Origin of the sequence: Xanthomonas fragariae (assembly GCF_900183975.1) — a bacterium.
GTDB classification, from domain to species: domain Bacteria; phylum Pseudomonadota; class Gammaproteobacteria; order Xanthomonadales; family Xanthomonadaceae; genus Xanthomonas; species Xanthomonas fragariae.
In genome coordinates this window covers 3,543,279-3,569,214 of sequence record NZ_LT853882.1, presented here as the reverse complement: position 1 = coordinate 3,569,214, position 25,936 = coordinate 3,543,279, and the positions used below count along the sequence as shown (strand labels likewise).

Annotated in this window: 17 protein-coding genes and 3 pseudogenes; 11 read left to right on the top strand and 9 right to left on the bottom strand. The window is 63.3% G+C overall.

Features of this window, described 5'->3' with window-relative positions; genetic code table 11:
- Positions 1-9: 9 nt before the first annotated feature.
- Positions 10-1,182 (bottom strand): OprO/OprP family phosphate-selective porin, encoded by a 1,173-nt coding sequence (locus PD885_RS16620; RefSeq protein ID WP_002804865.1) that lies wholly within the window; start codon positions 1,180-1,182, stop codon positions 10-12.
- 284 nt (positions 1,183-1,466) lie between these two features.
- On the opposite strand from PD885_RS16620, the gene PD885_RS16615 reads away from it, so the two are divergent.
- Together PD885_RS16615 and PD885_RS16610 are read left to right on the top strand one after the other, a co-directional pair.
- A complete protein-coding gene (locus PD885_RS16615; RefSeq protein WP_002804870.1) occupies positions 1,467-2,813 on the top strand; it encodes a dicarboxylate/amino acid:cation symporter in 1,347 nt (448 codons plus the stop codon).
- 199 nt (positions 2,814-3,012) lie between these two features.
- Complete coding sequence (locus PD885_RS16610) at positions 3,013-5,331, top strand: NADP-dependent malic enzyme (RefSeq protein WP_002804873.1); 2,319 nt, start codon at positions 3,013-3,015, stop codon at positions 5,329-5,331.
- Positions 5,332-5,592: 261 nt separating this feature from the next.
- On the opposite strand, the pseudogene PD885_RS16605 reads toward PD885_RS16610, so the two are convergent.
- Positions 5,593-6,180: pseudogene (locus tag PD885_RS16605) on the bottom strand (glycoside hydrolase domain-containing protein); the annotation flags it as partial.
- 253 nt (positions 6,181-6,433) lie between these two features.
- Here PD885_RS16605 and PD885_RS16600 point away from each other — a divergent pair.
- The 3 genes from PD885_RS16600 to PD885_RS16590 are packed head-to-tail and all read left to right on the top strand — an operon-like array spanning position 6,434 to position 9,069.
- On the top strand, positions 6,434-6,631 hold the full coding sequence (locus PD885_RS16600; RefSeq protein WP_002804876.1) for a zinc-finger domain-containing protein: 198 nt from the start codon (positions 6,434-6,436) through the stop codon (positions 6,629-6,631).
- A gap of 10 nt (positions 6,632-6,641) precedes the next feature.
- On the top strand, positions 6,642-7,754 hold the full coding sequence (locus PD885_RS16595; protein WP_002804877.1) for a glycosyltransferase: 1,113 nt from the start codon (positions 6,642-6,644) through the stop codon (positions 7,752-7,754).
- Positions 7,735-9,069 carry an O-antigen ligase family protein gene (locus tag PD885_RS16590; protein WP_088057000.1) on the top strand — a complete coding sequence of 445 codons (1,335 nt, stop codon included), beginning with the start codon at positions 7,735-7,737 and terminating at the stop codon, positions 9,067-9,069. The genes PD885_RS16595 and PD885_RS16590 overlap by 20 nt, the downstream gene beginning before the upstream one ends.
- Positions 9,070-9,130: 61 nt before the next feature.
- Here the strand turns inward: PD885_RS16590 and PD885_RS16585 are convergent, their stop codons facing one another.
- Positions 9,131-10,051 (bottom strand): LpxL/LpxP family Kdo(2)-lipid IV(A) lauroyl/palmitoleoyl acyltransferase, encoded by a 921-nt coding sequence (locus PD885_RS16585; protein ID WP_002804879.1) that lies wholly within the window; start codon positions 10,049-10,051, stop codon positions 9,131-9,133.
- Positions 10,052-10,185: 134 nt separating this feature from the next.
- On the opposite strand from PD885_RS16585, the gene waaA reads away from it, so the two are divergent.
- On the top strand, positions 10,186-11,502 hold the full coding sequence (gene waaA, locus PD885_RS16580; RefSeq protein ID WP_002804880.1) for a lipid IV(A) 3-deoxy-D-manno-octulosonic acid transferase: 1,317 nt from the start codon (positions 10,186-10,188) through the stop codon (positions 11,500-11,502).
- A gap of 220 nt (positions 11,503-11,722) precedes the next feature.
- Here waaA and PD885_RS16575 read toward each other — a convergent pair whose 3' ends face one another.
- The 4 genes and pseudogenes from PD885_RS16575 to PD885_RS16560 form a co-directional block, all read right to left on the bottom strand.
- A complete protein-coding gene (locus PD885_RS16575) occupies positions 11,723-13,096 on the bottom strand; it encodes a TolC family outer membrane protein (protein WP_002804881.1) in 1,374 nt (457 codons plus the stop codon).
- A 20-nt stretch (positions 13,097-13,116) separates the two neighbouring features.
- Positions 13,117-13,773: a protein-L-isoaspartate O-methyltransferase family protein gene (locus tag PD885_RS16570; RefSeq protein ID WP_088056999.1), complete on the bottom strand. Its 657-nt coding sequence runs from the start codon at positions 13,771-13,773 to the stop codon at positions 13,117-13,119.
- A gap of 128 nt (positions 13,774-13,901) precedes the next feature.
- Positions 13,902-14,561, bottom strand: a complete 660-nt coding sequence (locus PD885_RS16565) for a TetR/AcrR family transcriptional regulator (RefSeq protein WP_002804884.1) — start codon at positions 14,559-14,561, stop codon at positions 13,902-13,904.
- A 169-nt stretch (positions 14,562-14,730) separates the two neighbouring features.
- Positions 14,731-14,850: pseudogene (locus PD885_RS16560) on the bottom strand (LysR family transcriptional regulator); the annotation flags it as partial.
- Between the two features lie 122 nt (positions 14,851-14,972).
- Here PD885_RS16560 and leuC point away from each other — a divergent pair.
- The 5 genes and pseudogenes from leuC (at position 14,973) to PD885_RS16535 (ending at position 23,159) form a co-directional block, all read left to right on the top strand.
- Entirely contained in the window at positions 14,973-16,421 is a 1,449-nt protein-coding gene (gene leuC, locus PD885_RS16555; RefSeq protein WP_088056998.1) for a 3-isopropylmalate dehydratase large subunit, read from the top strand.
- Between the two features lie 65 nt (positions 16,422-16,486).
- Positions 16,487-17,134 (top strand): 3-isopropylmalate dehydratase small subunit, encoded by a 648-nt coding sequence (gene leuD / locus PD885_RS16550; protein ID WP_002804887.1) that lies wholly within the window; start codon positions 16,487-16,489, stop codon positions 17,132-17,134.
- Between the two features lie 94 nt (positions 17,135-17,228).
- Complete coding sequence (leuB, locus tag PD885_RS16545) at positions 17,229-18,302, top strand: 3-isopropylmalate dehydrogenase (protein WP_002804890.1); 1,074 nt, start codon at positions 17,229-17,231, stop codon at positions 18,300-18,302.
- A gap of 473 nt (positions 18,303-18,775) precedes the next feature.
- Positions 18,776-21,571: a TonB-dependent receptor plug domain-containing protein gene (locus tag PD885_RS16540; protein ID WP_088056997.1), complete on the top strand. Its 2,796-nt coding sequence runs from the start codon at positions 18,776-18,778 to the stop codon at positions 21,569-21,571.
- Between the two features lie 221 nt (positions 21,572-21,792).
- Positions 21,793-23,159, top strand: a pseudogene (locus PD885_RS16535) (IS5 family transposase).
- Positions 23,160-23,253: 94 nt separating this feature from the next.
- Here PD885_RS16535 and PD885_RS16530 read toward each other — a convergent pair.
- A complete protein-coding gene (locus tag PD885_RS16530) occupies positions 23,254-24,816 on the bottom strand; it encodes a 2-isopropylmalate synthase (protein WP_002804896.1) in 1,563 nt (520 codons plus the stop codon).
- Complete coding sequence (locus PD885_RS16525) at positions 24,813-25,931, bottom strand: threonine dehydratase (protein WP_040762423.1); 1,119 nt, start codon at positions 25,929-25,931, stop codon at positions 24,813-24,815. Before PD885_RS16525 ends, PD885_RS16530 begins: the two co-directional genes overlap by 4 nt.
- Between the last annotated feature and the right edge of the window lie 5 nt (positions 25,932-25,936).

Sequence of the window (25,936 nt, the reverse complement as noted above, 5' to 3'; positions counted from 1 at the left end):
TAGCGACGCCTAGAACTGCACCTGCGCACGCAGTTCCATCACGTGCGGGGTCTCATGGACGCCATTGCGCGAGGCATCCACCCAGCTGTAGTTGGCCTGGAACTTGAAGTGGCTGGTGAGATACCAATTGGCGCCGATGGTGGTGTCGTGCTGACGGCCACCATGGACGTTGTTGTCTTCCAGATTCAGGCGGCTGTAGCGGGCGGTCAGCTCGACCGCGCCGTAGTCGTGCGCCGGCTTGATGTTGCCCGGTAAGCCGCTGGTGTAGGTGCGCGACTCGCCGGTCAGCGTCCAGGTGCCATAAACGTACTGGCCCTGTGCGATGAAGTGCGGCAGTCCTTCGTTACGCGCCACTTCGGCGCGCAGTGCTTCGCTCTGCAGCGAGAACGGGCCGTGGATCCAGACCGCTTCCAGGCCGGTGCGGACTACGTGGTCCACATCGACAATGGTGCCGGTGTCGATCAAACGCACGTCGGTCAGCCCGGCTTCCGGGCGGGCACGCAGGCGTACACGCGGGCTGAAGGACACGCCGCGGCCGTCACTGAAGCCGCGCGGGTTCTCGACCGAGCCGGCGATACCTAGATGCAACACCTCGCCTTCGGCCTTGATCGGGGTCCACACCGTATGCACGGCCTGGGTGGTGCCCGGATTGTCACCCTGCAGATCCTTGCCGCCGTAGGCGCCGGCCTGCAGCAGGTACTCCTGGCGTTCCAGGGTCCATTCCATGCCGGTACGGCGGCCCTGGTACACAGCCTGCACCGGCAGGCCCAGTTCCATGAAACTGCCGACGCGCGAGCTCTGCACCGCTTCCAGACCCACCGGCACCTTCATGTAGCCCAGACGTACGCGGCCGTAATCCTGGCCCAGCAGCGCCTTGGTCTCGACGCGGAAGAACACGTCCAGCCACAGCTTGGTTTCGAAGTCGAAATTCACCATGGCGTCGTAGACGCCCTTTTTCTTGATGGTGGCTCCCAATTCCTTTCGGCGAAAGTCGGTACGGTCTTCCAGGCGGTCATCATTGTAGAAGTTGTTGTCGTCGTAGGCGAACGTGCCGAACACGCCAACTTCGGTGCCATCATCGAAGGTGTACTTGGTTGGCCAGTTTTCGAGCGAGGTGGCTGCGTTGGCGGCAGCGGGCGCGGCGGTGATGGCCAACGCAAGAAGGAGCGGATTGATGCGCATAGGAATATTCTTCGGCAATGAGAAGGGGCCGGGCATCCTGCCATGGCCGTCGCAATGAATGACTTCAGCAAGCGCGCAGGTCCAGACGACGACGGTGCAGAATCGGTGTCTGCGTTGAACGGGATCAACGGCCGGCAGCGGCGCGGCTGAAGTGTAAGCCGACGTTCAGCCGGTGGGCAATGAATAGTACCAATGGGCTATCGGCCCCAGCTGCAACGTCCGGCCAGAATACATGCACCGGGTGCCTGCTCAGGCGCCTTATTGTGTTCACTCGGAGTGATGTCATGCACATCAGCAAGCCTGCCGGCCCCCTGCCGGCGTCCGTCCCCTTCTACCGCCAGCTGTACTTCCAGGTGGTGGTGGCGATCGTTCTGGGTGCCCTGCTGGGCCACTTCGAGCCGGCCTTCGCCGAAAGCCTCAAGCCGCTGGGCGACGCCTTCATCAAGCTGGTGAAGATGATCATCGCCCCGGTGATCTTCCTGACCATCGTCACCGGCATCGCCGGTATGACCCACCTCAAGACAGTGGGCCGGGTCTTCGTCAAGTCGATGGCCTACTTCCTGTTCTTTTCCACGCTGGCGTTGATCGTGGGGATGATCGTGGCGCACGTGGTGCAGCCCGGCGCCGGCATGAACATCAACCCGGCCGAGCTGGATCAGAGTGCAGTCAACACCTACGTGCAGAAGTCACACGAGCTGAGCCTGGTCGGCTTTTTGATGGACATTATCCCGGTCACGCTGATCGGCGCGTTCGTCGACGGCAACATCCTGCAGGTGCTGTTCGTGGCGGTGTTGTTCGGTATCGCGCTGGCCCTGGTCGGCGAGCGTGGTCGCCCGGTGCTGAGCTTCCTGGAAGCGTTGACCGCCCCGGTGTTCCGCCTTGTGCATATGCTGATGAAGGCCGCGCCGATAGGTGCGTTCGGCGCCATCGCCTTCACCATCGGCAAATATGGCGTGGAATCGCTGATCAACCTGGCTTGGCTGGTGGGCTCGTTTTACCTGACATCGCTGTTCTTCGTGCTGGTGATCCTGGGCCTGGTCTGCCGGTTTTGCGGCTTTTCGGTGCTCAAACTGATTCGCTACCTCAAGGCCGAGTTGTTGCTTGTGCTGGGAACTTCTTCGTCGGAGTCGGCATTGCCGTCGCTGATGGAAAAGATGGAAAAGGCCGGCTGTGAGAAGTCGGTGGTGGGCCTGGTGGTGCCGACCGGCTACTCGTTCAATCTGGATGGCACCAACATCTACATGAGCCTGGCCGCGCTGTTCATCGCCCAGGCCACCAACGTTGACCTAACCCTGGGTCAGCAGATCACCTTGTTGGCGGTGGCGATGCTTAGCTCCAAGGGTGCGGCGGGCGTGACCGGCGCCGGCTTCATCACCCTGGCCGCCACGCTGTCGGTGGTGCCGGACGTGCCGGTGGCCGGTATGGCGCTGATTCTGGGCGTGGACCGCTTCATGAGCGAGTGCCGCTCGCTGACCAACTTCATCGGTAATGCGGTGGCGACGGTGGTGGTGTCGCGCTGGGAAAATGCGCTGGACCGCGACCAGCTCAAGCGGGTGCTGGACGGTGGCTCGCCGTCGCTGCAGGCACCGGTGGCCTCGCGCGACATCGTCGCACCGATCAGCGTGCGCTGATGGTTCCTACGGCCCTGTGTCCCGTCGGTGATGTCGGCGGGATGTACGTCCGTTTTCGTATTGATCACGCCCTTGGCCGCACCGCGCGATGCGCGGCAGGATGCGATCTCCCTGTCGCGCTGACAGCTGCGTGACAGTCCCTTGTTCAGGCAGGAGGGTAGAATCCAGTCCTTCTGCGCCTTTGAGAACCACACAGCCGATGTCCAACGACGACTTCAAACAGGCCGCCCTCGAATACCACCGCCAGCAGCCGGCCGGCAAGCTCCGAGTCACTGCGACCAAGCCGATGCTGACCCAGCGCGACCTGTCGCTGGCGTATTCGCCGGGCGTGGCCTTCGCCTGCGAGGCGATCGTCGAAGAACCCACCCAGGCCAGCGAGCTCACCGCACGCGGCAATCTGGTGGCGGTGATCACCAACGGCACCGCCGTGCTGGGCTTGGGCAACATCGGCCCGCTGGCCTCCAAGCCGGTGATGGAAGGCAAGGGCGTGCTGTTCCAGAAGTTCGCCGGCATCGATGTCTTCGATATCGAGATCAACGAGAACGACCCGGACAAGCTGGTCGACATCATCGCCAGCCTGGAGCCGACATTCGGCGGCATCAATCTGGAAGACATCAAGGCGCCGGAATGCTTCATCGTCGAGCGCAAGCTGCGCGAGCGCATGAATATTCCGGTGTTCCATGACGACCAACACGGCACCGCAATCATCGTCGGCGCGGCGGTGCTCAACGCGCTGGTGGTCACCGGCAAGAAGATCGAAGAGGTCAAGCTGGCCACCACCGGCATGGGCGCAGCCGGAATCTCCTGCGTCAACATGTTGGTCTCGCTGGGCTTGAAGCCGGAGAACATCCTGGCGCTGGACCGCGACGGCGTGATCCACGCCGGCCGCACCGATCTGGATCCCGACAAGCAGCGCTACGCACGCGACACCGACAAGCGCACGCTGGCCGAAATCGTCGAAGGCGCGGACATCTTCCTGGGTCTGTCGGCGGCCGGTATCCTCAAGCCGGAAATGGTCGCCACCATGGCGCGCCAGCCGGTGATCTTCGCACTGGCCAATCCCAACCCGGAGATCACCCCGGAAGTGGCCAAGGCGGTGCGTCCGGATTGCATCATCGGCACTGGTCGGTCTGACTATCCGAACCAGATCAACAACGTGCTGTGTTTCCCGTATCTGTTCCGTGGTGCGCTGGACGTGGGCGCTACCGGCATCAACGAAGAAATGAAGATCGCCTGCGTCAAGGCGATTGCCGCGATGGCGCGCCGCGAGGCCTCCGACCTGGGCGCAGCCTACGGTGGCGAAACTCCGAGTTTCGGCCCAGACTACCTGATTCCGCGGCCGCTGGACCCGCGTCTGTTGGTGGAGTTGTCCTCCGCCGTTGCGCAGGCCGCGATGGATTCGGGCGTGGCCACGCGCCCGATCGCCGACATGGAGGCCTACCGCGACAAGCTTGGCCAGTTCGTCTACCGCACCAGCCTGATGATGAAGCCGGTCTACGACCGCGCGCGCGCCGACAAGCAGCGCGTGGTGTATGCCGAAGGCGAAGAAGAAGTGGTGCTGCGCGCGGTGCAGAACGTGGTCGACGAAGGCTTGGCCTTCCCGATCCTGATCGGCCGCCCGGACGTCATCGAAGCGCGTATCGAGCGCATGGGCCTGCGCCTGACCGCGGGGGTGGACTTCGAAATCACCAACATCCTCGACGACCCGCGCTTCAACGAATACTGGCAGTACTACCACGCGCTCACCGAGCGGCGCGGCGTGACCGTCACCGCCGCCAAGGAGCTGATGCGCTCGCGTCCGACACTGATTGCCGCGGTGATGGTGGCGCGCGGCGAAGCCGATGCGATGCTTTCGGGCGTGGTCGGCCGCTTCCACAAGAAGCTGGGTTACGCACGCAGCGTGATTCCGCTGGAACCGCGCGTGAGTTCCACCTCGGCGATGACCGGCGTGATCAACCAATTGGGCGTGTTCTTCTTCCTAGATACGCACGTGCAGGAAGACCCGACCGTGGAGCAAGTGGTGGAGGCGACCTTGCAGGCCGCCTATCGCCTCAAGTTGTTCGGCATCGAGCCCAATATCGCCCTGCTGTCGCATTCCAACTTCGGCAGCCACGACTCGCGCGACGCGCTGAAGATGCGCCAGGTGCGCGAGGCCCTGCTCAAACGCAAGCCAGAGCTCAACATCGACGGCGAAATGCAGGGCGACACTGCCTGGGACGAAGCGCTGCGCAAGCAAATCATGCCAAATAGCACCTTGAAGGGCCGCGCCAACCTGTTCGTGCTGCCGAATCTGGAAGCGGCCAACATCGCCTACAACCTGGTGCGCGTGTTTACCGATGGCGTAGCGATCGGCCCGATCCTGATGGGAATCTCCAAACCGGTGCACATCCTCACCACCAGCGCCACCTCACGCCGGGTGATGAACATGACCGCCATCGCCGCGGTAGACGCGCAGATCCGCAAGCAGCGCGATGCCGAGAAGAGCGCTGCTGAAAAGAGCAGCAGCGGAGGTTGCTAGATGTTGCCTTAAAGCTCCTTTCCCCTCGGGACGAGAAAGCACTGTCTGCGCGCCACTGGCGCGCGTTCCTTGGAGCGCCCGCGCCGCAAGCGCGGGCCGGGGCGCGGAGCGGGGGTGACACGAGACAGTTCACCAGAATTGCCTACGTGACATTGCGTTGGACGTTTGATGCAGCGGAGCTCGATTGCATAACGGCGGTCTTTTGCAACTACCGTATTCTCAAGCAAAACTTGCGACTGTCGCTCTGGACAACATCCCGCCTCAACGCGTCGCAGCCGCTACACCAAGCAACTCGATCTGCGCCAACTGCACTTTCTCAGGTGCGTTCAACCGGAGCCGATACGCTGCATACACACTAGGCGTAGCGATACGGAAAGGCCGGGTCTGCAGCGGCCATTCAAAGGCTTTCTCGCGACGCTGATCGACGACCTTCCAGGCGCCACCAGCCGCCCGTGCCTCCAACGTCCAACCACTGGCAGCAATCGCCGCATTGCCATGGGTGTATGCATAGAGGGTCGCAGCGCCGTGCTCAAGACCCTTCAAGGTCGGCGCAAACGCAGACGGCTCCGCAGCAACCGTGCCCGCATCGTCGTCATGCAACGCAGCCACATCACCACCATCTGCCGGCGCGATGCGTGCGCCTTCACCGAGCAGATCCTGTAGTGGGGCAGAGCGCTTACCGGTCACATACTCCAGCGTGCACATACACAACGGATATAACCCGAGCGCAGCTAACAGACACCATGCTGACATCTCGCCATTATCTTCGTCGCCCGCTTAGCCCTGGCAAATTTCGCTGCCCAGATACAGGCGCGCAAGTGCCTCACGGGTCAGCTGCAGCGTTTTCCAGGACGACCAATCAGTTGTCGGCAGCCTCGCAGACAACGCCAATGCCGACCGCGTGGTCGTGCTCGAGCAAGGTCGGATTGTTCAGCAATTGCGGCGTCCTCCGGCGTGCGTGCGAATCTGATAAGTTCGAATTTCGGCAAGTAGCACGACTGAGGCGCAAGGCCGCGTGCTGTGTTGTCCCCTGGCGAGGCGGCCGCTCCTGCAGCGTCTACCGCTGCTAGAATGCGGTCAGTTCTCCTTAGCGATTTACGCCATGCGCCAGACCGCCACCGCGCCCGCCAATGCCCAAACGCGCTACACCGTGCACCGCGGCGATTTGCCGCTGAGCTGCCCGACGCCGCAGATGGCGCTGTGGAACTCGCATCCACGCGTCTACCTGCCGATCGAAGACGAGCCCAACAGCGAAGCCAAGTGCCCGTATTGCGGCGCGCTGTTCGTGCTCGCCGACTGATCTTCGCCGGATGCACCGCCTGACCGTGGTGCAACTGCTGCCGGCGCTGCAGTCCGGCGGCGTGGAGCGCTCCACCCTGGAAATCGCCGCCGCGCTAGTGCGCGCCGGCCACCGCGCCGTGGTCGTGTCGGCGGGCGGTCGTCTGGTCCAGCCGCTGCTGGAGGTGGGCGGTGAGCATCTCACTGTGGAAATCGGCCGCAAGTCGCTGCTGACACTGCGTCATGTGGTGAGCCTGCGCAGGCTGTTTGCCGAACTCGGTGCCGACATCGTGCATGCGCGCTCGCGCCTTCCCGCATGGCTGGGATGGTACGCGTTGCGTGGCATGCCGAAGGCCACGCGGCCGCGCTTTGTCACCACTGTGCATGGGCTTAATTCGCCCAGCCGCTACAGCGCGGTGATGACATATGGCGAGCGGGTCATTTGTGTCTCGCAGACGGTGCGCCAGTATGTTTGCATGCACTATCCGCAGGCCGACACTGCGCGCTTGCGCACCATTGCGCGCGGTGTCGATACCGCGCAGTTCCCGCGTCGGCCGCATCCTGATCGCCGCGCGCGCAAGTGGGCACAGAGCCTGCTGCCAGGCTTGCCCGCCGACGTGCCATTGCTGTTGCTGCCCGGTCGCGGCACACGACTGAAAGGCCATGCCGACGGTCTGCAACTGCTCGCCGGCCTACGTGCCGCCGGGGTGCCTGCCTGGCTGTGGCTGCCGGGCGCACGCGAGCCGGGACGCGAAGCCTATGTGCGCGAACTGGAGGCCAAGGCCGCCATGCTGGGCGTGGCTGACGCTGTTGCCTTCACTGAGCCCACCGCGCGCATCGCCGAGGCCTACGCCGCCAGCGATCTGGTGCTGCAGCTGTCGCGCAAACCGGAAGCCTTCGGTCGTACCGTGGTCGAGGCACTGTCGGTGGGCCGGCCGGTGCTAGGCTGGGCGCATGGCGGGGTCGGCGAATTGCTGGCCGAGTTGCAGCCCAGTGGCGCGGTTCCCGCTTTCGATGCCCAGGCCCTGCGCAGGCAGGCACTCCATCTGTTGCAGCAGGCGCCAACACCGCCGGCCGTGCGCGGCTACACGTTGCAGGCCATGCAATCGGCCACCCTGAAGGTCTATGACGAACTCCACCGCTGAGGCCATTACGCACGCGCTCGTGTTGACGCCCGACGCAGGTCGCTGGGCACCGCTATGGGTGATCTTGTTCGTGGCGCTGTGGCCCACGCCCGGGCTGGCCGAGACGGTGTTGTCGCTAGGTGCGGTCTTTGCGGCGTATCGCTTGCTGGACGCGCGCTTTCGCGGCGGCACGCGGTTGCTCAGTGGCGCGGCCTGGGCCCTGACCAGCGTGTTGTTCTTCGCGTATTGGTTGCCGCAAATGCTGTCGGCGTTCGATGCGGTTGACGTGGGGGTGGCGCTGCGCAAGTTGGCCACCGATCTGCGCTATCTGCCTTTCATGTGGTTGTGCGCGATTGCGGTGGCCAACGCGCAGCGGCGCCGTCGCACCTTCACCGGCCTGGCAGTGATCGGTGGGGCGTGGACGCTGGACGCGTTGCTACAGGCCGCATTCGGTACCAGCGCGTTGTTCTTCGGCATGGATCAAATCAAACAACTGGTCAGCGGCCACAGCCTGTGCACGGCGCAAGAGCTGGCCTTGGTCGATCGCCTCAGCGGTGCACTGGGCCCGTGCAATCTCAAATTCGGGCAGACCCTGGCCAGCCTGTCGCCGTTCCTCTTGCTGGCACTGGGACGACGCAATGCCTGGGCCTGGGCAGGCGCTGCGGCTGCAGTCGGCGTGGTGTTGGTGCTGGCTGGTTCGCGTGCATCCTGGATCACCTACGGTGTGATCGTGCTGCTGTCCGGTTGGCAGCTACTGGGCAGCCGTCGTTTGCTTGCCGCTGCGGTGGTCGGTGCGCTGTTGGCAGGCGGGGTGGTGGCCGTGGCGCCCCAGGCACGCGAGCGGATTCAGCGCACCATGCTGGCTTTCCGAAATGGCGAACAAGGCGTCGACCAAGCCTTGTCCGGACGCGCACAGATCTGGGGCGCGGCGCTGTGCATGATCCGCGAGCACCCGCTCAACGGCGTGGGCGCGCGCGGGTTCCGTCAGGCGTATCCGGCTTGTAATCCGGCACCCGAACAGGCGCCGGCGTGGGGCGATGGGCCTGCCTTCCATGCGCATCAGATCGTGCTGGAAATTCTGGCCGAAACCGGGGTGATCGGTTTGCTGCTGTGGCTGGCCGGTGCGGCGCAGGCATGGCGCGCATGGCGTTATTCCAGCCTGGCGGCACGCGAGCAGGCGAGGCCGGCGATGATCGCGCTGGTGGCAACCGTCTTCCCGCTCAACACGCACCTGGCGTTCTATTCCAGCTTCTGGGGTGGCCTGAGCCTGATGCTGGCCGGGTTGTACGCTGGCGCCTTGCTCAACGACGATGCGGATCAAACGCCGCCGCGGTAACGCGCTTCACTGTCTGAAGCGGCGCTGCGCATGCGCGTCGCATGCATCCGATGAACCGCAATCACCGATAGAAATCGCTACGCCCGCCCGGCTGGCGTTTGAAGCGCCGATGGATCCACAAGTATTGGTCCGGTGCCTCGCGCACCATGTCCTCGATCACCGCATTGACCTGCGCGGTGTCGGCGATCACATCGTCGGATGGAATGTCTGCCAGTGGCGGCGCGATCTTGAGGATGTAGCGGCCACCTTCGCGACGATGGAAGTACGGCACCACTGCGCAACCGGTCAGGCGCGCCAGCTGATGCGTGGCGGTGATGGTGGAGGCCGGGTGTCCGAAAAACGGTACGAACACGGTGTCCTTGCCGCGCATGTCTTGATCCGGCGCGTACCACAGAAAACCGCCGCGCTTGAGATGCTTGATGGTGGCGCGCAGATCTTCGTTGGCGAACATGTGCGTGGCGTAGCGCAGCCGTCCGCGCTTGACCGCCCACTCGAACACCGGATTTCGGTGCTTGCGGTACATGCCGGCCAGCGGCAGGTGATCGCACAGCAGCCGCCCGCCCATTTCCAACGTCATGAAGTGGCCGGACACCAGCAACCCGCCGCGCTTTTGTTCCTGCAGACGCTGCAGATGTTCCAGGCCGTCGATCTGGACGCCGGGGCGAATGGCATCGATGCTGCCCCACCAGGCGCGCGCGAATTCGAACAGGCCCACGCCCAGCGCATCGAAACTATCGCGCAACAGCCGCGCTCGCCATGCATCATCCTGTTCGGGGAAACACAGCTTGAGGTTGACCTCGGCAGCACGTCGACGCGTGCCCGACAGACGCATCGCGATCCAGCCGGCACCGCGGCCCAGCGCGCGCTGCAGCATCCAGGGCAGGCGTCCAGCCAGCACCATCACGGCAAGGCCCAGATACATCGGCCAGTACTTTGGGTTGCGCAGGGAAGGGCGGACGGCGACGTTGGCGGACTCGGGCATGTGCCAATTCTAGTGCGTGTTCTGCCTTTTGAGATGAGATGCGTCGGCCGTAAATGGCATGACACGCGCAAGGGATCGCACGCATCGGGCAGCGTGCACATGCGCACGCACGGACGCTCCCGTATCCTGCATCGATGCGGAAAGACCCGATCGAATGGCTGTTGCGCGGGCTGTACTCGGCGCTGTTGTACCTGTTGCTGCCGGTAACGGTGTACCACCTAGTGTGGCGTGGTTTTCGTGTGCGCGAATACTTCAATCGCTGGAACGAGCGCTATGCGTCGTACACGCATGCCTGCGGTCGCCCACGCGTGTGGGTGCATGCGGTGTCGGTGGGCGAGGTCAACGCCGCTGCGCCGCTGGTCAATGCGTTGCGTGCGCAGCGCCCCGATGTCCGCTGGGTCATCACCACCATCACCCCGACCGGCTCCGAGCGGGTGCGCGCGGTGTGGGGCGATGCGGTAGACCATGTGTATCTGCCGTACGATGTGCCCGGCAGCGTGGGCCGGTTCCTGGAGCATTTCCGCCCGCGCTTGGCACTGATCCTGGAAACCGAGCTGTGGCCGAACATGCTGTTCGGGTGCCGCGACCGGCAGATTCCGGTGTACATCCTCAACGCGCGCTTGTCGGCGCGTTCGCTGCGCGGCTATCGCCTGTTGGCACCGCTGATCAGCCGCGCGTTGCGCACAGTCACCTGTGTGGCGGCGCAGTCGCACGACGATGCCGAACGTTTCATCACCCTCGGCGCGCGGCCCGATCAAGTGATCGCGCTGGGCAATCTCAAGTTCGATATCGCAGCGCCTGTACAGTTGCAGGCGGTGGTCGAGCAGTTTCGTAGGCAGGTGCCGGCCACGCGCCCGGTGTGGATCGCGGCCAGCACGCACGAAGGCGAAGAGGCCGCGGTAGCCGATATCCACGCGCGCTTGTTGCTGCAGTTTCCAGACCTGTTGATGTTGTGGGCGCCGCGCCATCCCGAGCGTTTTGCCAGGGTCGAAGCGCTGGCGCGCGAACGTGGCTGGAGTTTGGCCACGCGCAAGGCCCAGCAATGGCCGCAGGCGCGCGATAAGGTGTTTGTCATCGATACGTTAGGCGAGCTGATGAGTTTCTATGCCTGTGGGCAGGTCGCCTTCGTCGGCGGCAGCCTGCAGCCGATCGGCGGGCACAATCTGCTGGAGCCGGCTGCGGTCGGCACTCCGGCGGTGACCGGCCCGCATCTGCATAATTTCTCCGAGATTTCTCGGCGCATGCACGAGGCCGATGCGGTCGCCATCTGCGAGAACGCCGATTGCGTGTATCAGGATCTGGCACGCCTGCTCGGCGACCAGGCGCGGCGCGAGACGATGGCAGCCAATGGGTTGGCGCTGGTTGCCAATGGCAAGGGCGCGGTGGCGCGCACGCTGATGCAGATTGCGCCGGATCTACCGCCAGTGGTGAGTGATGGTACGGCGCCCTGAAGGGCGCGCGTGCTTGCCGCACCGGTGAATTAGAGCTTGTCGCAGTCGTGCTAACGCACGTCATCAAGTCGCTGTAGTTGTGGCTGTCATCGCAGTCACTTCAGTCACGCAATGCGGTAGTCATCGCAGCTATCGCACGCAGCCACGTAGACGCGTTTGCATGACGCCCCAAAATGGCGCGCCCCTAAGCCCGCTTTTCTGAGTTACCTGTTAGCTACTCTTACTGCAACGAACCACTGCCCTGCAGCTTGGACTCTGCATCCTGCGACAGTAGGCGGTTGACATCCTGCAGGTCAGTGATGTCGAGCTTGCCGATGGCTTGGCCCAATAGCAGACGGTTCTGCAGGAAGTTGTAGCGCGACTGAGCGTAGTTCAGCTGCGCCTGGAACAGCGTGCGCTGGTTCTGCACCACGTCCAGCACGGTGCGCGTGCCGACTTCCAAACCGACCTGAGAGGCGTCGTATGCAGCCTGCGCGGAGACCACTGCCAGACGGCGGGCTTCCACTTCGCTGATGCCGGCCACCACGGTCTGATAGGCGTTGCGTGTGTTGCGATCCAGCGCGCGCTTCTGCTGTTCGTAAGTGTCCTGCTGGATATCGCGCTGCGAGAGCGCCTGACGCACCGCCGACTGCGTTGCGCCGCCAGCGAAGATCGGGATCGACACGGTGACGCCGATCGCGTCGGTGTCGATGTTACGGCCCTGGGTACTCAGCACGCCGCTCTCGACAGCTGAGGCACCCCAGCTATTACTACGTCCCAGACTACTGGTCAGGCTGACTGTTGGTAAATGACCTGCGCGTGCTGCCGTGATGCTGGCTTCGGCGGCGCTGACCTGTAGTTGCTGCGCCCTCAATGCCGGGTTGTCGGCGATGGCAGTGGCCACCAGTTGATCGACATTGCTGTAAGCCGCAGGCACTTCCGGGCGGAACTCTTCGGGCAACGCACGCAGGCCGACAACCGGCTGGCCGGTGAGCTCGGTCAGCGCTTGGTAGTAATCCTTCAGCGTATTGCGGGCAGTGATGGTGTCGGCACGTGCCTGGTCATACTGGGCACGCGCTTCGTGCACGTCGGTGATCGGTGCCAGGCCCACTTCCAGGCGCTTGTCCGCATAGTCGAACTGCTTCTTGGCCGCTGCTTCGTTGGTCTCCGCCGCGGCGAGCGATTCGATGCCCACCAGCACCTGGAAATACGCTGCCGACGTACGAGTGATCAGATCATTATTGGCCGACGCCAGCGTGAACTCGGCTGCTTTGGCTATTTCGCGTTGGGCGCGCAGGTTGGAGAACTGAGTCCAGTTGAAGATCGTTTGTGAGCCCTGGATCTGACTGGAACGCGACGAGGTCGTAGCGCGAACATCCTGACCCTCGATTTTGCGGTGCGATTTGCTGTAGTCGTAAGCGCCGTTGAGCTGCGGCAACAACGCCGCACGCGCCTGCACTTGACCTTCCCGATTCACCAGGCGTGTGGACTCGGCTACTGCCAGCTGCGGATCGCCGTTGCGGGCCATTTCGTAGACCTGCAGCAGGTCGGTGGCCTGCGCAGCCATCGGAGACAGGGCGGTGGCCATGGACAGAACGAGGAATCGGCGGATCATCGTGGAAGCTTCCTTGGAAGTCAGAATTGGAATCGGGGTGTCGGTGCGGCGCCCTGAAGATAGGCGAGGTCGGTTTCGAACAACGATTCGATGCGCGGGGCGTTGACGTCGCCACGCACCAGCACTGCTTCCATCGCCGGTTCGTGACCGCGCACGACAAACAGCCGGCCGCTCGGGCGCAACCACTGCAGCCACTGGATCGCCAGCGCATCGACCGCGCCGGTCACGCAGATGGCATCGAAACGACGCTCGCTCTGCCAGCCGAACACATCGGCGATTTCGACACGCACGTTGCTGCCCAGACCGGTGCTGTCCAGATTGGCGCGCGCCGCAGCAGCGAGGGTCGGGTCGATCTCCAGGCTCACCACTTCGCGAGCGAGCGCGGCCAGACAGACCGTGGCAAAGCCGCTACCGGTGCCGACTTCCAGCACGTCTTCGCCCGGCTGCAGATCCAGCGCCTGCAACATGCGGCCTTCGACCACCGGCTTCATCATCTTTTGCCCGGCCGACAGCGGGATTTCCACATCGACATAAGCCAGCGTCTTGTAGGCCTCCGGCACGAAAGCTTCGCGCGGCATGCGCGCCAGCACGTCGAGCACGCGCAGATCCAGCACGTCCCACGGCCGGATCTGTTGTTCGACCATCTTTTCGCGGGCTTGGGAGAAATCGATCGTCATGGTGCGGTTATCCAACGCGGTGGGGCAAACATTTTACCGGTGCGTGGGGCGCCTGGTGCATCCAACATCGCCGCGTGCTGCCAACCGGCGCAGTGCCGAAAGTCATCGCCACCAACGTCCGGGGGCGATCAACGGGGCGCATAGGCTCTCAAAAAGAAGTCGACGCTGGACTGGATGTGCTCGTCTACCTGCGCGCGCGTCGGCTGGCCGTGCAGGCCGCACATCATCAGCGCATACAGCTCGCCCTTGAGCAGGCAGAAGAACTGCGAGGCCGCGCGCGCCAGATCGGAGATTTCCAGCTGGCCATCGGCCACACGCGCCGAGAGAAAATCCGCCAGTGCTTGCTGGGTCCGCCTGGGGCCGGCATCCCAGAACATCTCACGCACATGCACATGCACATCGCCGGTGCCAGGAGCCATCATCATGCGGTGGGTGGAGATGGCCGAGTCGGTGCTGACCACAGCGAAGAACGCGTGGGCGATCTCGATCAGCTGGTCGCGCAGCGCACCTTTTGGGGCGTGATCGAACAGGTCCTCCGGCATCATGTGCTGGCATTGCTCGCGTATCGCCTGGGAAAACAAGCTTTCTTTGTCGCCAAAGTGGCTGTAGACGGTCAGTTTGGAAACGCCGGCCTGCGCAGCGATCCCATCCATGCTGACCCCGGCATAGCCTTGTTCCATGAACATGGTGCGGGCGGCGCCCAAAATAGCGGCGCGTTTCCCAAGATCCTTGGGACGTCCAGGGCTATTGCTCCTGGCTTTGGACTTGAGAGGGGGCAAGCTCGACATACTGTCAATACTATACCATCGGGTTCTATATTTATACTCGGCAGTGCTGGGTTACGTTAATGGTTTCATCTAAGTGACTCTCGGTGTCATGGTCCTCCCGGCAGCTGTAGGGAATTCACCCTCGCACTGGTCCCGCCGTGGTGGCGACGCGCGTTGCCTTGCCCCCAAGCGATTCCAGCAACGCAATGCGTTTGCTCACGGCAGGCTGGGTCAGGTGCAGCGCTTCGCCGGCCGAGAAGCTTCCATTTTCGGCAATCGCCACGAATACGCTCAGGCTCGACAGATCCATTGCCATCCCTAAAATTCATTTTTCGAACAAAAAAGATGAATTTGCCTTATCCAGGGCAAGCTCCTAGCATCGAACTCAGCCAAGTGGGAGCCACCCACCGTTACGCCAATCGGATTGCCGCGATGACTGCCAAGACGCTGTACGACAAGTTGTGGGAACTGCACGAGGTCACACACCGTGACGACGGCTCGTCGTTGATCTACATCGACCGCCATATCCTGCACGAAGTGACTTCGCCGCAAGCCTTCGAAGGCCTGCGCCTAGCCGGGCGCAAACCATGGCGCATCGACGCCAACATCGCCACGCCCGACCACAATGTGCCGACCACGCGCGCCGAGCGTCAGGGCGGGCTGGAATCGATCTCCGATGAAGTCTCGCGTCTGCAGGTGCAGACGCTGGACGAGAACTGCGACGACTTCGGCATCCTCGAGTTCAAGATGAACGACGCGCGCCAGGGCATCGTGCATGTGGTCGGTCCGGAGCAGGGCGCCACCTTGCCGGGCATGACCGTGGTCTGCGGCGATTCGCACACCTCCACGCATGGCGCATTCGGCGCGCTGGCGCACGGCATCGGCACCTCCGAGGTCGAGCATGTGCTGGCCACGCAATGCCTGATCGCCAAAAAGATGAAGAACATGCAGGTGCGCGTGGAAGGCACGCTGCCGTTTGGCGTGACCGCCAAAGACATCGTGCTGGCAGTGATCGGCAAGATCGGCACCGCTGGCGGCAACGGCCATGCGCTCGAATTTGCCGGCAGCGCGATCGGCGACCTATCGATGGAAGGGCGCATGACCATCTGCAACATGTCCATCGAAGCCGGTGCGCGCGTGGGCATGGTGGCAGTGGATGAAAAAACCATTGCATACGTCAAAGGTCGCCCGTTCGCGCCCAAGGGCGCCGACTGGGATGCGGCGGTCGCGCTGTGGCGCACATTGGTCTCCGATCCGGACGCACATTTCGACACGGTGATGGAGCTGCGTGCCGAAGACATCAAGCCGCAGGTCAGTTGGGGCACCTCGCCGGAAATGGTGCTGGCGGTGGATCAGCAGGTGCCGGACCCGGCGACCGAGCAGGATCCGACCAAGCGCGACTCGATCGAGCGTGCGCTGAAATACATGGGCCTTCGGGCAAATCAGCCGATGACTGAAATCCGCCTGGATCGCGTGTTCATCGGCTCGTGCACCAACTCGCGCATCGAAGATCTGCGCGCGGCCGCTGCGGTGGCCAAGGGGCGCAAGGTCGCGCCAACCATCAAGCAAGCGCTGGTGGTACCCGGTTCTGGCCTGGTCAAGGCGCAGGCCGAGGCGGAGGGTCTGGACAAGGTATTTTTGGAGGCCGGCTTCGAATGGCGCGAGCCGGGTTGTTCGATGTGTCTGGCGATGAACCCGGACAAGCTGGGCAGCGGCGAACACTGTGCGTCCACCTCCAACCGCAATTTCGAAGGTCGCCAAGGCGCCGGCGGCCGCACGCACTTGGTCAGCCCGGCGATGGCAGCCGCAGCGGCGGTCAACGGTCACTTTGTCGATGTGCGTGAACTTGCAGATACGAGTTTGAGGATTCCGGATGCGTAACAGCCGGCTCGTGTATTTCAGCCTTTTCGAATCCCCAATTCTCAATTCATAATCCCGGCCTCCCTATGAAACCTTTCACCCAACACACCGGACTGGTGGCGCCGCTGGATCGCGCCAATGTCGATACCGACCAGATCATCCCCAAGCAATTTCTCAAGTCGATCAAGCGCACCGGCTTCGGGCCGAACCTGTTCGACGAGTGGCGTTATCTGGATATCGGTGAGCCTGGTCGCGATAACAGTCAGCGTCCGATCAACCCGGAATTCGTGCTCAATTTCCCGCGTTACCAAGGCGCCAGCGTGTTGCTGGCACGCGAAAACTTCGGTTGCGGTTCCTCGCGCGAACATGCGCCGTGGGCACTGGATGAATACGGTTTTCGCGCGGTGATCGCACCGAGCTTTGCCGACATCTTCTTCAACAACAGTTTCAAGAACGGCCTGCTGCCGATCGTGTTGGCCGGACCGGAAGTCGACGCCTTGTTCGAGCAATGCCTGGTCACAGAGGGATACCAACTCACTGTGGATCTTGCCGCACAGCGCGTGCTTCGCCCCGATGGTGTGGAATATAGCTTCGACATCGATGCGTTCCGCAAACACTGCCTGCTCAATGGGTTGGACGACATCGGCTTGACCTTGCAGGAAGCCGATGCCATAGGTCGCTTCGAACAAGGCCATCGCACGCGCCAACCGTGGTTGTTCGGCGCGCTGCAGTGAATGCGACAGTTGGTTTCTCCAATTTGGTGACGCCAAGCGCGCGCTGCGTTGGGTTGATTTCAAAGGCGATGCGGCGCCAACTCACGAGGATTGCATGAGCAAGCAGATTTTGATTCTTCCTGGTGACGGTATCGGCCCGGAGATCATGGCCGAAGCGGTCAAGGTGTTGACGCGGATCGATGCGCAACATGGCCTGGGTTTCACCCTGGTATACGACGAGCTGGGTGGCGCGGCTTACGACAAGTATGGCAGCCCGCTGGCCGACGAAACCCTGGAGCGCGCACGTGCTGCCGATGCAGTGCTGCTGGGCGCAGTGGGTGGACCGCAATGGGACACCGTCGACCCATCGCTGCGTCCGGAGCGCGGTTTGCTCAAGATCCGCTCGCAGCTTGGCTTGTTCGCCAACTTGCGTCCGGCGCTGTTGTATCCGCAGTTGGCCGATGCCTCCACGGTCAAGCCGGAGGTCGTCTCCGGACTAGATCTGCTGATTCTGCGTGAGCTCACTGGTGGCATTTACTTCGGTCAGCCGCGCGGCACACGCACGCTAGAAAATGGTGAGCGCCAGGCATACGACACTTTGCCGTACAGCGAAAGCGAGATCCGACGGATTGCAAAAGCCGGCTTCGACATGGCACGTCTGCGCGGCAAGAAATTGTGCTCGGTTGACAAGGCGAACGTGTTGGCATCGAGCCAGTTGTGGCGTGCGGTGGTGGAAGAGGTTGCCAAGGATTATCCGGACATCGCGCTGTCGCACATGTACGTCGACAACGCGGCCATGCAGCTGGTACGTGCGCCGAAGCAGTTCGACGTGATCGTGACCGACAATATGTTCGGCGACATCCTGTCCGACCAGGCATCGATGCTCACCGGCTCGATCGGTATGCTGCCCTCGGCTTCGCTGGATGCAAACAGCAAAGGCATGTACGAGCCGTGTCATGGCTCGGCGCCGGACATCGCAGGCAAGGGCATTGCCAATCCGTTGGCGACCATCCTTTCGGTGGCGATGATGTTGCGTTACACGTTTGCGCAATCTGCTGCAGCGGATGCGATCGAACACGCTGTCGGCAAGGTGCTCGATCAAGGCCTGCGCACCGCTGACATCTGGTCGGAAGGCACCACCGAGGTCGGTACCGTGGCGATGGGGGATGCGGTGGTGGCTGCGCTGTAAAAGCTCTTCTTGCTTGAACAGTTGTGGCTGTCCTGGTGGCTATCGTTCTGGTGGACGATGGTCACTTTCGTTTGGCTGGTTGATCGATCAGCTAAACGATCAGTCAACCATGTTCCGCTTTTCTTCTCGCCGTCGCTAACCACTGGTGGTGCTTGCGCGCGTGTCGGCGTGGGCGCTTATGCGGCATCGATGCCGCATAAGCGCCTGCTCGGAAGGACTTGCGGCGTGTCCCATGCAGGTACGCGTGCGAGTGCTCCGGTTCGTCCCGGCGGGCAGCCTCCCGACGTCTGCACGATGGCCTGCCAACCTAAGCACTCGCAATCGACACCAAAGTTCGGTCGGCAAGGTCATGCAATTCACTGCGGTCTGCGATGTTGTTCGCTTGTAGCCTTGGGAATGAAGTCGCCTTCTGGCCTCGCGTCGACTCCCGGCGCCGTCGTCATCGTTCCTCGTCAATTGCAGGAGAGATCCGCATGTCCATCCGAGTCTTGCGTTCCCGTTTCCACCTACGACCATCCCGCCTGGCGCTTGCGCTGCTGGCGGGGTTCGCGCCGCCGCCTCTTGCAGCGGCGCAGGAAACATCAACCGCCACGCGTGACCTGGACAAGGTCACCGTCACCGGCTCGCGCATCGCGCGTGCGCAGGTGGAGGGTCCGGCGCCGGTGACCGTCATCACTGCCGAAGACATTCGGAAGCAGGGCTTCAGCACGGTGTGGGAATCGCTCGGCACACTGACCCAGTTCAGCGGCAGCGCCTTCAACGAAAGCGACCAGACCGGCAGTTCGCCTAATGGCCAGTATCTCAACCTGCGCGGCCTCGGCCCGGGCTACCAGCTGATCCTGCTCAACGGCAAGCGCATGGCCGATTACCCGCAGTCCTACGGCGCCAACGGTACGGCGGTTAGCCTAGGCAGCATTCCCGCCGCGGCGGTAGAGCGCATCGAGGTGATGAGCGGCGGCGCTTCGGCGATCTACGGCTCCGATGCGGTGGCCGGCGTGGTCAACATCATCACCAAGCGCGATTTCAACGGTGACACGCTGCGCCTGCGCGGCGGCGGCACCACGCGCGGCGGCGGCGGCAGCGGCCAGTTGCAATGGAGCGGCGGACGCAGCGGCGACCGTTGGAGCCTGACCTACGCGTTCGAGCGGCTGGACCGCGAAGCGATCGTCGCCAACCAACGCGACTTCCTGGATTCGTACGATGACCATCCCGGCAACAAGGCAGATCCGTCCAGCCCCAACGCGTCGATTTCAGGAGTCTACCTGCGCCGCGGCGATACCTACCTGTGGCCGACGAGTAGCGGCACGTTGTCGACCTCGGCCGGCGCGCTGGACGCGGCCTGCGCGGCGACCAACCCGGCGTTCGTGCCCTACAAGACCGCCGACAGCCTGGCCGCGCCCAACCGCTGCGGCGCGTTCGGCTACTACGAAGGCCGCTCGGTGCAGAACGGCTACGGCAAGACCTCTGCCTACCTGTCCGGCAGTTTCGATGTCAGCGATGAGGTCACCGGCTATGCGCAGGTGCTGGCCAATCGCTCCAAGGACGAAAGCTCCAGCCAAACCCACTACTACATCGGCGAGGGCGCGCTCACCGTCTACGACCCGGACCTGGGCCTGGTTACCGCGCAGCGCATCTTCCTGCCCTCGGAAGTGGGCGGGATCAAGAACATCGAATACGACGAGAAGTCCTGGAACCTCAACGCTGGCGTGCGCGGCAAGCTGTTCGACGGCCGCTTCGATTGGGATGCGAGCGTGTCGATGTCGCGCTACGACATCACCACGCGACGTCGGCGCTTCCTCACCAATGCGGTGCGCGACCACTACATGGGGCCGGCGCTTGGCTATCGGCCCGATGGCACCGAGATCCGCGAGTTCTACGCAGACAGGCTGTTCGCGCCGGGCAGTGAGTCGCTGTATAACCAGCTCACCACCGAGGTGGTGAGCCGCGGCGAATCCAGCACCGACCAGGCCCAGTTCGTGTTCAGCGGCGACCTGTTTGCGCTGCCGGCCGGCATGCTGCAGATGGCCACCGTGCTTGAGGCGGCGCGGCAGAAGTACGACCTGGATCCGGATCCGCGCGTCACCGTGGACTACACCGGTAGCGAGCGCATCTACAACCTGACCCAGACCCCGGGCGGCGGCCCGCGCGACCGCTACGCCGCCGGGCTGGAGTTGCGCGTGCCGATCTTCAGCCGGCTCAGCGCCACGCTTGCCGGGCGCTACGACAAGTACAACGACATCACCTCGGTCGACGATGCCACCACCTGGCATGCCGGGCTGGAATGGCGGCCGTTCGATAGCCTGCTGCTGCGCGGCAGCCACGCCACCAGTTTTCGCGCGCCGGACCTGCTGTGGATCTACGCCGACACCAGCGCCAACCATCCCTTCGTCACCGACGAATACCTGTGCCGCCGCGATGGCCTGGATCCGCTGTCGGACGCCTGTTCGGCCGCGTACGAGTACCAGACCTTCTCCACCCAGTCGTCCAATCCGCTGCTGGAGGAAGAGAAGGGCAAGTCGACCACGCTGGGCTTCGTATGGGACGTGCTGCCGACGTTGTCGCTGAGCGCGGATTACTACCGGATCGAACTGGAAGGGCGAGTGGAGTCGATCTCCAGCGAGACACTGCTGGAGAACAACGCCAACTGCCTGCTCGGCAGCGACCGCGCCGGCAATGCGGTCGATACCGCGTCGGCGGCCTGCCAGTTCTATATCCAGTCGGTGACCCGCAGCCCCGGCACCGACCTGACCGCCGAAGGCCGGATCACCGCATTCGAGACCTTCCCGATCAACCAGTCGCTGATGCGCACCGATGGTATCGATGCGAATCTGCGCTACAGCGTCGACCTCGGCGATCGGGGCGCGTTCGGCCTGCAGGCCGGCTATACCCACGTGCTGAAGATGGAAGTGGCGCAGTTCGCCGGGGCCAAGCCGGTGGACGCGATGAACGACGTCGACTACCTGGCGTTCCGCACGCGCAGCAACTGGCGTCTGAACTGGAGCATCGGCAACTGGTCCACCAGCCTGTACGGCTACCGCTACGGCTCGCGCCCGAACTACGCCGAGAGCGGACGCGTGGCGCAGTACGTGGTCTGGAATGCGGACATCGCCAAGCAGATCACCCACAAGGCCACGCTCGGCCTCAGTGTGTTGAACGTGTTCGACAGGATCCACCCGCGCGACGACACCTACATCTCATGGCCGTACTTCCCGCGCGTGTACAGCGCGATCGGGCGGCAGTTGTACGCCAACTTCACCTACAAATTTTGAGGTGCGCATGCGCTGCGCCACAGGGTTCGCTCCAGCAGCTTGCCGCACTGGCGTGGCAGAAGCCGGATAGCGCCATCACGATTCCCTGCCAATCCCTACGCCCAGGCTAAAAAGTCGCCCCTGAAAAACCCCAACGACCGCAAGGCCTTGATGTCTGCACCGGCGTGCCAAAACTACCAGTGTTCGCTACGCTGAAGGCTGGTTTCTTGCAATTTCCGCCCATGCGTACACGCCGTCCTGCTGCCGAGACAGACCCGCCGATGAGTTGTTTCGTTCGCGGCTGGAGAACCAGATCGATCTGCGTCATCCGCTGACGCGGCTGAGCCAACGGATGCCGTGGACGGCGTTGGAGCAAGCACTTTCATCGCGCTTGCCGGCCACCCAGGCCGGTGGCGGTCGGCCGGCATTGCCGGTGCGGCTGATTGCCGGTTTGCTCTACCTCAAACACGCCTACGACCTGTCCGATGAAACGGTGTGCGAGCGTTGGCTGGAGAATCCGTACTGGCAGTTCTTCACTGGCGAGGTCGTGTTCCAGACGCGTTTGCCGTGCGATGCCAGCTCGCTGACGCGCTGGCGGCAGCGCCTGGGTGAGGCCGGGATGGAAGAGCTGCTGGCGCACACCATCAACGCCGCGCATGCTATGCAGGCGGTGGACGCACGCGAGTTGTCGCGGGTGATCGTGGACACCACGGTGCAGGAAAAGGCGATCGCCTATCCGACCGACAGCCGTTTGCTGGAGGTGGCACGCAAGAAGCTGGTGTTACTGGCCAAGCGGCACGGCATCGGATTGCGGCAGAGCTACGCGCGGCAAGGCCCGGCCCTGAGCCGCAAGGCAGGTCGGTATGCGCATGCGCGCCAGTTCAAGCGGATGCGGCGCGTCCTGCGACGTCAACGCACAGTGCTGGGACGGCTCGTGCGCGACATCCAACGCAAACTCGATCAGGTAAACACCGGCGTGCGCGAGCACATCGCTATCTGGCTGGAACGTGCGCAACGGCTGTGCACGCAGCGTCCGAAGGACAAACAAAAACTCTACGCATTGCATGCCCCGGAAGTGGAATGCGTCGGCAAGGGCAAGGCGCGTCAAGCGTACGAATTCGGCGTCAAGGTCGGCATTGCGGTCACCGCCTGCAAGGGATTGGTCGTGGGTGCGCGCAGCTTCCCGGGCAACCCGTACGACGGCGATACCTTGGCCGAGCAGCTGGAGCAGACACGCGGGTTGCTGCAGGATGTGAGCGTAGAACCGACGGTGGCGATCGTGGACCTGGGCGATCGCGGGCGCGAAGTCGATGGCGTGCAGGTCCTGCATCGCGGCAAGGCCAAGACGCTGACGCGACGGCAATGGCGCTGGATCAAGCGACGGCAGGCGGTGGAGCCGGTGATCGGACATCTGAAAGACGACTGCCGGTTGCGTCGCTGCAGGCTGAAAGGTGCCCAAGGCGATGCGCTGCACGTGCTCGGCTGCGCGGCCGGCTACAACCTGCGTTGGCTGCTGCGCTGGATCGCGTTTTTGCGTGCCTGGATGCGGGCGATGAGATGGTCATCCTTGAGCACCGTGCCGCTGTCACCGACGGCACTTGGCGCTTGAAGGGGATTTTTCAGGGACGACTAAAAAACCAAAACGGCCAGCAGATCGCTCTGCTGGCCGTCAGGATTGGATCGGTAGATCGCTGTGCGGCGCGTTACGCCACCGCAGCCGTCTTGCCGGCGACCACACCACGCGCGCGATGGCGCAACAGGCGGTTGGCTACATCCAGCCACGCCAGTGCGCTGGCTTCGATGATGTCCTTGCTGGTGCCGGTGCCTTCGTATTCCACGCCGTCGTGGCGCACGCTCAGGCTGGCTTCGCCACGCGCGTCTGCGCCGATGCCGACGCTGTGTACCTGGTAGCTGTCCAATTCCAGCTTCACACCGGTGGCCGAAGCAAGCGCGCCGAATAGCGCATCCACCGGGCCATTACCTTGAGCGGTTTCAGCGACGCGATTGCCTTCCGGATCTGACAATTCAACCAGCGCGTTCGCGCGGCTGCCGACATCACTGATGGTCATCGAGGCCAGGCGATAGCCTTCCTGCACGGTGGCATCCTGCATCAACGCCTGCAGATCGGCGTCGGTGAGCACGCGCTGCTTTTCGCACAATGCCTTGAACTGCTCGAAGACCAGCTTGACCTCTTCTTCTTCCAACAGATAGCCCAACGCGCGCAGGCGCTGCTCGACTGCCGCACGCCCGCTGTGGCGGCCCAGCACCATCTGCGAGGACTCCCATCCCACATCTTCCGGACGCATGATTTCGTACGTGCCGCGATGGCGCAGCATGCCGTGCTGATGGATACCCGATTCGTGTGCGAACGCGTTGCCACCGACCACTGCCTTGTTGCGTTGTATCGGCATGCCGACAAGGCGTTGCAGTAGCTGCGAAGTGGAGACGATGCGCGGCGTGTTGACGGCCGAGTCGATGTTGTAGAACGCACCGCGCACCTTCAGTGCCATGATGATTTCTTCCAGCGCGCAGTTGCCCGCACGCTCGCCGATGCCGTTGATGGTGCACTCGACCTGCCGCGCGCCGCCTTCGATCGCAGCCAGCGAGTTGGCCACGGCCAAGCCTAGATCGTTGTGGCAATGTGCGCTGAAGATCACCTTGTCGGCGCCTTCCACGCTAACGATCAGGCGCGAAAACATGGCGCGGATTTCTTCTGGCGTGGTAAAGCCCACCGTGTCCGGCAGATTGATCGTCGTGGCACCGGCCGCGATCGCCACGCGCGCCACCTCGGCCAGGAAATCTTCTTCGGTGCGCGTGGCGTCTTCGGCGGAAAACTCGATGTCATCAATATAGCCGCGCGCCAGCGTCACATGCTTGTGTACCGATTCCAGGACCTGTTCACGGCTCATGCGCAGCTTGTGCTCACGATGTAGCGGGCTGGTGGACAAGAAGACATGCAAGCGCGGGTTGGCGGCTGCTTCCAGCGAACGTGCCGAGGTCTCGATATCCGCCTGGAGGCAGCGTGACAAAACCGCCAGCGTGGGGCGACGCAACTCGCGGCCGATCATCGCGACGGCTTCGCGGTCGGAATGCGAGCTGGCCGGGAAGCCGGTTTCGATAATGTCCACGCCGAGTTCGTCCAGCGCACGCGCCATGACCAGCTTTTGCTGGGACGTCATGCTGCAGCCGGGGGATTGCTCGCCGTCGCGAAGGGTGGTGTCGAAAATTCGGATACGCGGGGTCTGGTTGGATACGGTCGTGTTCACCTGGAAGACTCCTCTACGGCGATGGCGATGACAGGCGTTGAAGCGACTGCGGATGGGCGGGAAAGAACGTGTGCTTTGGAAGCTGGTTTGGCGCTGCGTTCGTTGCGAAGTCGTTCGGTATTGCGACGACGCGGTTTGCGTGGCGGCCGCGGCCGCACCTCGGACAAGAGCGCGGCCAGAACAGTTGCGTCGATATTACCGCCAGAGACCACCGCACATTTGCATTTGCCCGCAACGCGGCGACCAGCGGCCAATGCCAGGGCACCAGCGCCTTCGGCGATGACGTGTTCTTCCAGCGCCAAACGCACCAAAGTTTCGCGTAATTCGGCCTCGCGCACGATCACGACATCGTCGAGCAAGCTCGAGCATAGGCGGCGGGTGAGGAAGCCGGGAATCTTGACCTTCACGCCGTCGGCCAGCGTGGGGACCGGGGTGATTTCGCGCAGATCGCCCCGCACTGCGCGGGCCATCGAATCCACGCCTTCCACCTGCGCGCCGACAACGCGCACGCCTTGCGATTTCAGTGCCAGCGCCACGCCGGAAGCCAGCCCGCCGCCGCCGATCGGCACGATCACCACATCCGGCGCATGCGCGGCCAGTTCGATGCCCACGGTGCCTTGGCCGGCGATCACGTCCGGGTCGTCGAAGGCCGACAGAAAGCGGTAGCTATTCTGGTCGGCCAGCTCGCGCGCAAACGCAAACGCCTCGTCGTAGCTGTTGCCGTGTTGGCGTACGGTGGCGCCCCAATGCGCGACACCGGAGATCTTGGTCTGCGGCGCGCCATATGGCATCACCGTGATGGCCTGCACGCCCAGCCGATACGCCGACCACGCAAGCCCTTGCGCATGGTTGCCGGCCGAGGCGCAGATCACCGGACGCTCGTCGCCGCGTTCCAGCCCGGCCAACAGTGCATTCAATGCACCGCGCACTTTGTAAGAGCCAGTGCGCTGCAAGTTTTCCAGCTTCAACCACACACCGAAGCGCTCGGCGTAATGCAGCGGCGTGGGCGACAGGTACTTGCGCAGACGTGCCTGTGCGGCAAGCACGTCTGCCACGCTGACGGCTACGTCGCTTACGTCTGGCTCCTGCGTAGAGGGGCGGCCGGAATCAGGCATTGCAG

Coding starts and splice junctions, on each gene's coding strand:
- PD885_RS16620 (WP_002804865.1), bottom strand. CDS start 1,182: ATGCGCATCAATCCGCTCCTTCTTGCGTTGGCCATCACCGCCGCGCCC.
- PD885_RS16615 (WP_002804870.1), top strand. CDS start 1,467: ATGCACATCAGCAAGCCTGCCGGCCCCCTGCCGGCGTCCGTCCCCTTC.
- PD885_RS16610 (WP_002804873.1), top strand. CDS start 3,013: ATGTCCAACGACGACTTCAAACAGGCCGCCCTCGAATACCACCGCCAG.
- PD885_RS16600 (WP_002804876.1), top strand. CDS start 6,434: ATGCGCCAGACCGCCACCGCGCCCGCCAATGCCCAAACGCGCTACACC.
- PD885_RS16595 (WP_002804877.1), top strand. CDS start 6,642: ATGCACCGCCTGACCGTGGTGCAACTGCTGCCGGCGCTGCAGTCCGGC.
- PD885_RS16590 (WP_088057000.1), top strand. CDS start 7,735: ATGACGAACTCCACCGCTGAGGCCATTACGCACGCGCTCGTGTTGACG.
- PD885_RS16585 (WP_002804879.1), bottom strand. CDS start 10,051: ATGCCCGAGTCCGCCAACGTCGCCGTCCGCCCTTCCCTGCGCAACCCA.
- waaA (WP_002804880.1), top strand. CDS start 10,186: ATGCGGAAAGACCCGATCGAATGGCTGTTGCGCGGGCTGTACTCGGCG.
- PD885_RS16575 (WP_002804881.1), bottom strand. CDS start 13,096: ATGATCCGCCGATTCCTCGTTCTGTCCATGGCCACCGCCCTGTCTCCG.
- PD885_RS16570 (WP_088056999.1), bottom strand. CDS start 13,773: ATGACGATCGATTTCTCCCAAGCCCGCGAAAAGATGGTCGAACAACAG.
- PD885_RS16565 (WP_002804884.1), bottom strand. CDS start 14,561: ATGTCGAGCTTGCCCCCTCTCAAGTCCAAAGCCAGGAGCAATAGCCCT.
- leuC (WP_088056998.1), top strand. CDS start 14,973: ATGACTGCCAAGACGCTGTACGACAAGTTGTGGGAACTGCACGAGGTC.
- leuD (WP_002804887.1), top strand. CDS start 16,487: ATGAAACCTTTCACCCAACACACCGGACTGGTGGCGCCGCTGGATCGC.
- leuB (WP_002804890.1), top strand. CDS start 17,229: ATGAGCAAGCAGATTTTGATTCTTCCTGGTGACGGTATCGGCCCGGAG.
- PD885_RS16540 (WP_088056997.1), top strand. CDS start 18,776: ATGTCCATCCGAGTCTTGCGTTCCCGTTTCCACCTACGACCATCCCGC.
- PD885_RS16525 (WP_040762423.1), bottom strand. CDS start 25,931: ATGCCTGATTCCGGCCGCCCCTCTACGCAGGAGCCAGACGTAAGCGAC.